The sequence below is a fragment of the Anabaena sp. 54 genome, assembly GCF_017355725.1.
Taxonomy (GTDB): Bacteria; Cyanobacteriota; Cyanobacteriia; order Cyanobacteriales; family Nostocaceae; genus Dolichospermum; species Dolichospermum heterosporum.
The window spans coordinates 21,196-29,119 of the sequence record NZ_JAAVWA010000045.1 but is presented as its reverse complement, the minus strand read 5'-3'; the positions used below and the strand labels follow the sequence as shown (position 1 = coordinate 29,119).

The following is a 7,924-nucleotide window of genomic DNA, read 5'->3' as shown; positions in this document are numbered from 1 at the left end:
GATTTCCAGGATTTCAGGATTTACAGGATGAGGGATCTGTTTGCAGATGAGGTTGCTAATTTGACGGTGATTAATTGGTGGCGATCGCTGTGGGAAATTGTCTGAGTAGCCTACAGGATGTGACTTATTATCCCTTAGATCCCCAACTTTTTGAAGAAGTCGGGGATCTGAAAGAACTCGTGCATTTACGTTTAGCCCAAACACCAAGACCAAAAAGAACTGTACTACTTAATACTGGTAAGGCATCAGTTTCCCAAGGAACAGCCTGAATGTTGGCATCACTTAGTGTGAGAGTTGATTGACCTGTTGAATCACCAACGTCAACAACCCCAATACCGATGTTATAACTTCCCGGTGAAGTAAAAGTATAGCTATAAGTACCATTATTACCCGTTAAGGCTTGAATATTATTGGCAATCGCTACAAAAGCTTGATCTTGATTGTTTTGGTTAAATTGCCATTGAAAGCTAAATACATCTCCAGAATTAATGTTACTAAAGGTACTTTTAATGGCTGAACCATAAGTATTGTCTAGGATAGCATTTGAAAAATTGGTCGGGTCAATACCCAGGAAATCCTCTAAACTATCAGTACCACCACTGGTTTCAACTGTATTCAATGAACCTGAGTAAATAACTGTGTTGTTACTAGTAACATCTCCAATGGAGTTAAAAGTGTTTAAATTAACTAAGTTGATGGAGTAAGCAGGAGCAGAGATTGCTATGGAACTGATACCAGTGGACAAGGTTATACCGATGGTGATCAGAGGTTTTTTGAATTGAGTTAACATAGAGTTCCTGATACAAAATGCTAAAAAACAAAATTGTTGACGTTATTTAACTGGGTGGTAGTGATGTTATCAACCTGAAGGAAGTTCTTAAATATGGAACTACCTGAAATCCCATCCCGATCAATTTGCAGAAAGGTACTACCAGTATTGCTACCTGTTCCGGCTACAAATCTCATGTATTGATCCGCAATAGGATCAGCACCATTATAATTTATACTACTGAGTAATTGGGTAAGGACAATTTTATCTTCTCCCATAGTAAAATCCGTAATCCGTTGTCCCACATCTCGGAGATTGGTAAAGACGAAGGAATCATTACCTAGACCTCCACTAATGGTTTTTGCCCCTGGACCGCCGATAATATAGTCAGAACCAGCAGTTCCTACAATTGGGGTACGACCATTGTTAATTAAAGGATTACCAGTAATTTCGTTAAGATCATTAACGTTAATAGTTAATTCTTTTTCATAACTTAACCCACCTTGGTCTGTGGTTTTGACGCGAATGCTGTAACTGTTTTTCGTTTCGTAGTCAAATACAGAGTTGGTTTGTAACTCATTATTACCAACGATAATGAATGAATTGTTATTTGTATCACCTGTTCCTAATGCTAGACTATAGGTGAAGGTGTCACCAGTATTTGGGTCTGTAGTGGTGAAATTACCAACTACTGTATTAATGGGCTGGTTTTCGGCAATTGTGCTGTTATTTAAGCTGATGTTGGTGGGCGCTTGGTCGGCGGAGTATTATCAAAAACATAGCTAAAATAAGTTCCTGTTAGACTCAAGCCTGTTTGATTTCGGACTATACCAATAAGTTCATCTGGTTCGGTATTTGGCTTGTTGATTAATATTTGAGTGTCTGCACCGACAACAGCCAGCAGGTAATTACTACTTGTTCCTTGAAGTTGAATAATATCTCCGATGTTGAGGTCAGTAATATCGGCGTAGTCGTTACTACCATTAGTTAGAGTATTGCCATCATCATAATAAACCTTGGTAGCATTTCCTAAGATAAAGATATCGCTTCCTGCTCCACCTGTGAGGCTGTCTATTTCCCCTAATCCGCGAGTAAGACTTGCTCCATTTACACCATTAATAGTATCATTACCACCACCCGCATAAATGGTATCGTCTCCCCCATCACCATTAATAGTATCATTACCACCACCTGTAACTATACTATCACCAAGAGCCGTTCCCGTAATTTGGAAGCGTTCTATATTACTGAAACTTACTTGGTCATCCAAGTAATACAAACCCCGATTTTCTTTGTAATTACCATTAAAACCACCATTCCCATTACTGGAAATTGAGCTATTAATCCCACTAATGTTATTACTGGAGTAATCTAATATTAACAGGTCATTCCCTGCTCCTCCATCAACTGTGTCCTGTCCTCATAAGGTATTAATAGTGTCATCTTCAGAACTTCCTATAATCGTATCATTTCCGTCAGTTCCCGTAAAATTTTGCTGCTCTACTGGTATGCTTTGCCCATTTAAAGTAACTATACTATGATCATCCTCTGCCTTTAATACTCGTAAAGTCTCCACATCCAGATTTTGACCCTGTACCAAAGCCGCAAAAATCGCCCCTTCATCTCCAGCGCTATCCGTCTAGTTAATTTTAGCATCTACAAAATGCCCAATTTCCTCTAACAATACCCTACTAATAGCTGCTAAAGAAGCAGCAGCAACAAAGGTATTTGATAAATAAATCTTATTCTTACTACTAGCATAAGCGCCATTAGCACTGCCAAGAATACTACTATCGAGAACTTCTATTTGGGGAATTTGACTAAAATCCCCAGCTTCCCACTGTAACCGCAGAATTTCCGCAAGGCTGCGGTTGTATTGTGTACCAAAAGCAGTATCAAAAACCTGCCAGAAGTTATTTAAACGAGAAAAATATTTAAGTTGATTAGAAGCTAAGGTTAGCGCGGAATTAATTAAAAAGTTCATAAAATAAATGATGTTTTTCGAGGTTTGAACTAAAACAACAGGTTAAATTACCACAGTTAACTAACGGTTTGCTATTAAGTAGGAAAAGTATATTACTGTAAAATATTGATATTCTTGTCAAGTCACCAAGGTTACACACCCTTGGCGGTTATACTACCACACTTGAGTAAAGCTTTGCTACAAAGTATCAAAAATATATTGAAATAAACCATTGATTTTATACGAACTTACTATAGGGAATAATCTATCATTGCTACTAAACGCGGCATTGGTGAATCAAAATAAGCGACTCGTGCGGTCAAAATCGCATAGAGTTTATTTTTTTTTGCAAAGGTGCGTTAAAAAGATATGGATAATTTATTTGTTCCGTAACTTATCCATGAATGCAAATTAAAAGCACCTAAGCTCAACCATGAGAATAGTTAGGAATTATGAGTGATTTCTTGGGTATTAACTGCTGGGAGGAGGGCGGTAAGGTGTGAGGTAACTTGACTGTAACGACGGGTAATGAGTAATGAAGAACGACATTGGATAGCGAGTTGATCTGTGTATCTTCCCAGGGTTTGGCGTTCAATTCCCCACAGACGGCTAGTACCAACAATGGTCAAATCAACATTTTCCGAGGCAGCAATTACGGCTTGGATTGGTTCTGGGGATGTAACGCTTTTGATCTCAATGCGATCGCGCACACTTTGTGGTAATCGCTCAATCATGGCGTTGAGTTCATAACTTAATTCTTCTTGGATGTGAGTGCCTGTAAAGACTTGTAAAACTTGTAACATACAAGTATCCCGATTAATCAGCATTCTCAGGGCGATAATTAATGCTAAATCGTCATGGATGTTGGCGGAGTAGGGAACTAATAAACTTTCAATGGCGTTGCCTCCCTTATCTACAAATACGGCGACATCTACCGGTGTGGTACTGAGAATTTGTCCGACTCTTCCCCCTAACCGATTGTTGCTAAAAGCTGGACGATGCCAACCGACGAGAACTAAATCTGGTTGTTCAATTTTGGCTATCTGTGCTGTTTCTCTGGCAACATTGTTAGATATGCGAACTATAGGATGGATATAGGAGCGTGTTTCTGGTGGTTCTAGGGTAGCGATTAATTCTTCTAGTTTTTGGCGACGTTCGGCAATAAGTCTGTCGGCTTCCGTTGGGGTACTTTCAAAACCATAGTCTTCTTCGAGTTCAATGAAGCTGAGGGGATAAACCACAGCAGGTTGTCGGTTATTAACAGCGATCGCAGTTGCCAACTGTAACAAACCTTTTTGGGTAGCGGGATTAGCCACTGGGACTAACATCCGATATTGGGTAATATAAGGTTCGCTGGGGACTGGTACGGCTTCTGCTGGGATTTCAGCTTCTGGTTCAACAACATCTAATCGGATCAGGCGTTTCGGATAAGTAAATTCCAGTAATGGTGAAGTCATGAATGTTGTCACCAAAGCCATAATTACTAACATGGTGAAAAGTAAGGGGGTAATCACGCCTAACTCTAAACCAATATTCAAGACAATTAATTCGGTTAAACCGCGAGTATTCATCAACCAACCCAGGGCTGATGCTTCCCGTTTGTCAATACCACTAATTCGAGCGGCTATATAAGCACCAGTAAATTTACCACCAATTGCTACTAATAAAATCAAGGCTGACAATAGCCATAAATGAGGACTGTTAAGCAAACCAATTTGTGTTTTTAAACCACTGTAGGCGAAGAATATTGGTAACAAAAATATAAGGACGAAATCTTCAGTTTTGATCGCTAATTCTCTGACTAACTCTTCATCTTTGGGCATGACTGCCCCTAATAAAAATGCCCCAAAAATTAGGTGAATACCGATAAATTCAGTAATTAAAGCGGAGGAGACAACCCCCATATAAATTACAGCCAGAACGAATTGACTCAACCGCCCAGCCCGACGATGATGTTTACTCAGACGTTTGAGAAACCATCGCCCAATTGTGAACATGAAGCCAATATAAGCAATACTTTCAATAATGGTGAGAATAGCTTGCCCGTCAATACTACCGTGACGAGCGACAGCGATCGCTACTGCTAAAATACACCAGGCTGTCACATCATCTACTGCCGCACAAGTTAAGGCTAATGTCCCCAAACGAGTTCCCTGTAAGTTATTTTCGGTGATAATTCTCGCCAACACCGGAAAGGCAGTAATTGACATCGCCGCCCCTAAAAATAAGGCAAAGGGGGCAAAATTGACATGATTACTAGAAACTAAGGGATAAAGGACGAAAGACAATACAAAAGCCGAAGCAAAGGGAACAATAATGCTGAGATTGGAAATGAGAATGGCAGTTTTTAAGTTACCACTCAGATACTTGGGATTTAATTCCAACCCAATCAGAAACATGAAAAATATTAGCCCTATTTGCGATAAAACATTCAAATAAGGCATGGTTTCTGGTGGAAACAGGCTATGAGCTAAACCAGGAGCAATTAAACCAAATAATGATGGACCAAGCATGATACCAGCGAAAATCTCGCCGATTACCAATGGTTGTTTAATTGCTTTGAATCCCAGTCCCACAAGTCGAGAGAGTCCAATCACAATTAATACTTCAACCAAAACGAGAATAACTGTGTGCATATTTTCCTCATTGACGATAATTTGAGTTCACTATGATAATTTTTGACAAGATAGCAGGAGTCAGGAGTCAGAAGTATCTTACTTTATGGCTTTTATTGTATATTCTGGATCTCATCCAAGTGCATACTGCTATAGTTCAAATTGTCAACATAACTAGATATAAGTAGGTGAACACAATAAAACCAAACTGTGTAAAGAAACGTAAAATCGCCCAAACCCTCTTCACTCTTGCCTCTTGCCTCTTGCCTTTTGCCTTGCCATAACGACAATTTTCAACGCCAACCTACTTATTCTCAACTATTTTTATTAATTCAAGATGTTAATTATTGTTACCTTGCTATCTTGATTATCTCAGAAAATCAGTATTAATTTGTTGTTAAACTGTCAATAAACTTGAGAATTAGCAAGTATAAAACCTAAATCAAGAGAATCAAGTGGTCAGAACCTTTGATTAATAAATTATTTCCGCATAAAAGCTGACAATAAACCATAAATTCTTAAACAATCCTCTGATTAAAAATTAGAAAAAATGTCTCAGGTGTAACCTAAAATACTTGCCGGCAAATCCTGTCTTTCTTATTCTGTCTTCTTCTGACAAAGGGCGCAGGCCCTGCGCCCCTACCTCCTGAATCGAGGAAAGAATTTAGGTTTATAGCCAAAAAATTGTAAATATGGCGTTAAATTTTGTTAAGATTAGATACGGCGTTAGCTTTGCCCCCTGTCCCCTACCTACGAGACGCTTCATGCTGCGATTAGAACATATCAGTAAAATTTATCCTACAGGCGAAGTTCTTAAAGATGTCAACTGGGAAGTCAAACCAGGAGATCGTATTGGTTTAGTTGGTGTTAACGGTGCGGGAAAATCCACCCAATTGAAAATCATCTCTGGGGAGATTGAACCCACCGCTGGAGAAATTATTCGTCCCGCCAGTCTACATATAGCTTATCTTAACCAAGAATTTGAGGTTGACCCCACTCGTACAGTTAGAGAAGAATTTTGGACTGTATTTAAAGAAGCTAATGAAGTGCAGAAGGCTTTAGCTCATATCCCTCATGAGATGGAAACAGCTAATCCAGAAGAGTTAGATGAGCTAATTCATGAGTTAGATCGGTTACAGCGTCAGTTTGAAGCTTTGGATGGATATAATTTAGACTCACGGATTGGTAAGATATTACCAGAGATGGGATTTCAACTAGAAGATAGCGATCGCCTAGTTAGTGCCTTCTCCGGTGGTTGGCAAATGCGGATGAGTTTAGGAAAAATCCTCCTGCAAAAACCCGACTTATTACTACTGGACGAACCGACAAACCACCTAGATTTAGAAACTATTGAATGGTTAGAAAATTACCTCAGAGGTTTAATTACCCCAATGGTCATAGTTTCCCATGACCGGGAATTTTTAGATCGTCTGTGTAACCAAATCGTTGAAACAGAAAGAGGTGTTTCTAGTTCTTACCTGGGTAATTACTCATCCTACCTGCAACAAAAAGCCGAAAATCAATACGCACAACTCAACGCTTACGAACGTCAACAAAAAGAATTAGAAAAACAACAGGCATTTGTAGAAAAATTCCGTGCCAGTGCTACTCGCAGTACCCAAGCGAAAAGTAGAGAAAAACTACTTGATAAAATTGAACGCATTGAAGCACCGACAGGAGGAATGAGAACCCTACATTTCCGTTTTCCTGATGCCACTCGTAGCGGTAGAGAAGTAGTGGAAATTAAGGACTTAACCCATATTTATGGGGATAAAATTCTGTTTTTATCTGCAAATCTGCTGGTGGAAAGAGGAGACAGAATTGCCTTCCTTGGTCCCAACGGTGCAGGTAAGTCCACACTGTTAAAAATTATGATGGGTGTTGAACCACCCACAGAAGGGATTGTGAAATTAGGTGATCACAATGTGATTCCTGGTTACTTTGAACAAAACCAAGCGGAAGCGTTGGATTTAAATAAAACCGTCATGCAAACCATCCATGACGAAGTTCCCAACTGGACAAACGAAGAAGTCCGCACATTGTTAGGCAGATTCTTATTTACTGGTGATACCGTATTTAAGAAAGTTGCGGCATTAAGTGGAGGTGAAAAGGCTCGATTAGCATTGGCAAAAATGCTATTACGTCCAGCCAATTTAATCATCCTGGATGAGCCTACCAACCACTTAGATATTCCGGCAAAGGAAATGATGGAAGAGGCTTTGCAAAACTATGATGGTACTGTCCTTGTAGTTTCCCACGACCGTTATTTTATCTCCCAAGTAGCTAACAAAATTGTCGAAATTCGTGATGGTGATTTTCATGTTTACTTAGGAGATTATCACTACTATCTCGATAAGAAAGCTGAGGAAAAAGAACTGGCGGAATTGGCAGCAGCAGAAGCCGCAAAAGCCGCTAAAAAAGCCGCTAAATCTGCCAAAGCTGGAGCAAAGCAGAAATAGGTAATGTCGGTGAATGGGTGACTGATTGTGTTTCTGGCTTTCTGTCACCTATTTTTTAATTATGATAATTGAACGTTGATAAACGCAGATAAACTTGATTATTATTCTGTGTATTCTT

7 protein-coding genes and 1 pseudogene are annotated in these 7,924 nt (G+C 39.4%); 1 reads left to right on the top strand and 7 read right to left on the bottom strand.

Annotated features, from left to right (window positions below):
* Positions 1-127: 127 nt before the first annotated feature.
* The 7 genes and pseudogenes from HEQ36_RS24240 to HEQ36_RS24210 all read right to left on the bottom strand — a co-directional run bounded on the left by HEQ36_RS24240 (position 128) and on the right by HEQ36_RS24210 (position 5,368).
* A complete protein-coding gene (locus HEQ36_RS24240; RefSeq protein WP_168636445.1) occupies positions 128-790 on the bottom strand; it encodes a PEP-CTERM sorting domain-containing protein in 663 nt (220 codons plus the stop codon).
* A gap of 20 nt (positions 791-810) precedes the next feature.
* The gene (locus HEQ36_RS24235; protein ID WP_233455514.1) at positions 811-1,047 is read right to left on the bottom strand and encodes a hypothetical protein; all 237 of its coding nucleotides are present in this window, start codon (positions 1,045-1,047) and stop codon (positions 811-813) included.
* Positions 1,048-1,110: 63 nt separating this feature from the next.
* Positions 1,111-1,488 (bottom strand): annotated as a pseudogene (locus tag HEQ36_RS24230) (cadherin repeat domain-containing protein); the annotation flags it as partial.
* 11 nt (positions 1,489-1,499) lie between these two features.
* Positions 1,500-2,048, bottom strand: coding sequence for a calcium-binding protein (locus tag HEQ36_RS24225; RefSeq protein ID WP_267902190.1), 549 nt, complete (start codon positions 2,046-2,048; stop codon positions 1,500-1,502).
* A gap of 141 nt (positions 2,049-2,189) precedes the next feature.
* Positions 2,190-2,369 carry a hypothetical protein gene (locus HEQ36_RS24220; protein ID WP_205748563.1) on the bottom strand — a complete coding sequence of 60 codons (180 nt, stop codon included), beginning with the start codon at positions 2,367-2,369 and terminating at the stop codon, positions 2,190-2,192.
* A 39-nt stretch (positions 2,370-2,408) separates the two neighbouring features.
* Complete coding sequence (locus tag HEQ36_RS24215) at positions 2,409-2,753, bottom strand: calcium-binding protein (protein WP_168636447.1); 345 nt, start codon at positions 2,751-2,753, stop codon at positions 2,409-2,411.
* A 422-nt stretch (positions 2,754-3,175) separates the two neighbouring features.
* A complete protein-coding gene (locus HEQ36_RS24210) occupies positions 3,176-5,368 on the bottom strand; it encodes a cation:proton antiporter (RefSeq protein WP_168636448.1) in 2,193 nt (730 codons plus the stop codon).
* Between the two features lie 743 nt (positions 5,369-6,111).
* Between HEQ36_RS24210 and HEQ36_RS24205 the strand changes: the two genes are divergently transcribed.
* Positions 6,112-7,806, top strand: coding sequence for an ABC-F family ATP-binding cassette domain-containing protein (locus HEQ36_RS24205; RefSeq protein WP_027401786.1), 1,695 nt, complete (start codon positions 6,112-6,114; stop codon positions 7,804-7,806).
* Positions 7,807-7,924: the final 118 nt, after the last annotated feature.

Excerpts from the sequence above, each read along its gene's own strand:
- HEQ36_RS24240 (WP_168636445.1), bottom strand. The coding sequence starts at position 790 with ATGTTAACTCAATTCAAAAAACCTCTGATCACCATCGGTATAACCTTG.
- HEQ36_RS24235 (WP_233455514.1), bottom strand. The coding sequence starts at position 1,047 with ATGGGAGAAGATAAAATTGTCCTTACCCAATTACTCAGTAGTATAAAT.
- HEQ36_RS24215 (WP_168636447.1), bottom strand. The coding sequence starts at position 2,753 with ATGAACTTTTTAATTAATTCCGCGCTAACCTTAGCTTCTAATCAACTT.
- HEQ36_RS24210 (WP_168636448.1), bottom strand. The coding sequence starts at position 5,368 with ATGCACACAGTTATTCTCGTTTTGGTTGAAGTATTAATTGTGATTGGA.
- HEQ36_RS24205 (WP_027401786.1), top strand. The coding sequence starts at position 6,112 with ATGCTGCGATTAGAACATATCAGTAAAATTTATCCTACAGGCGAAGTT.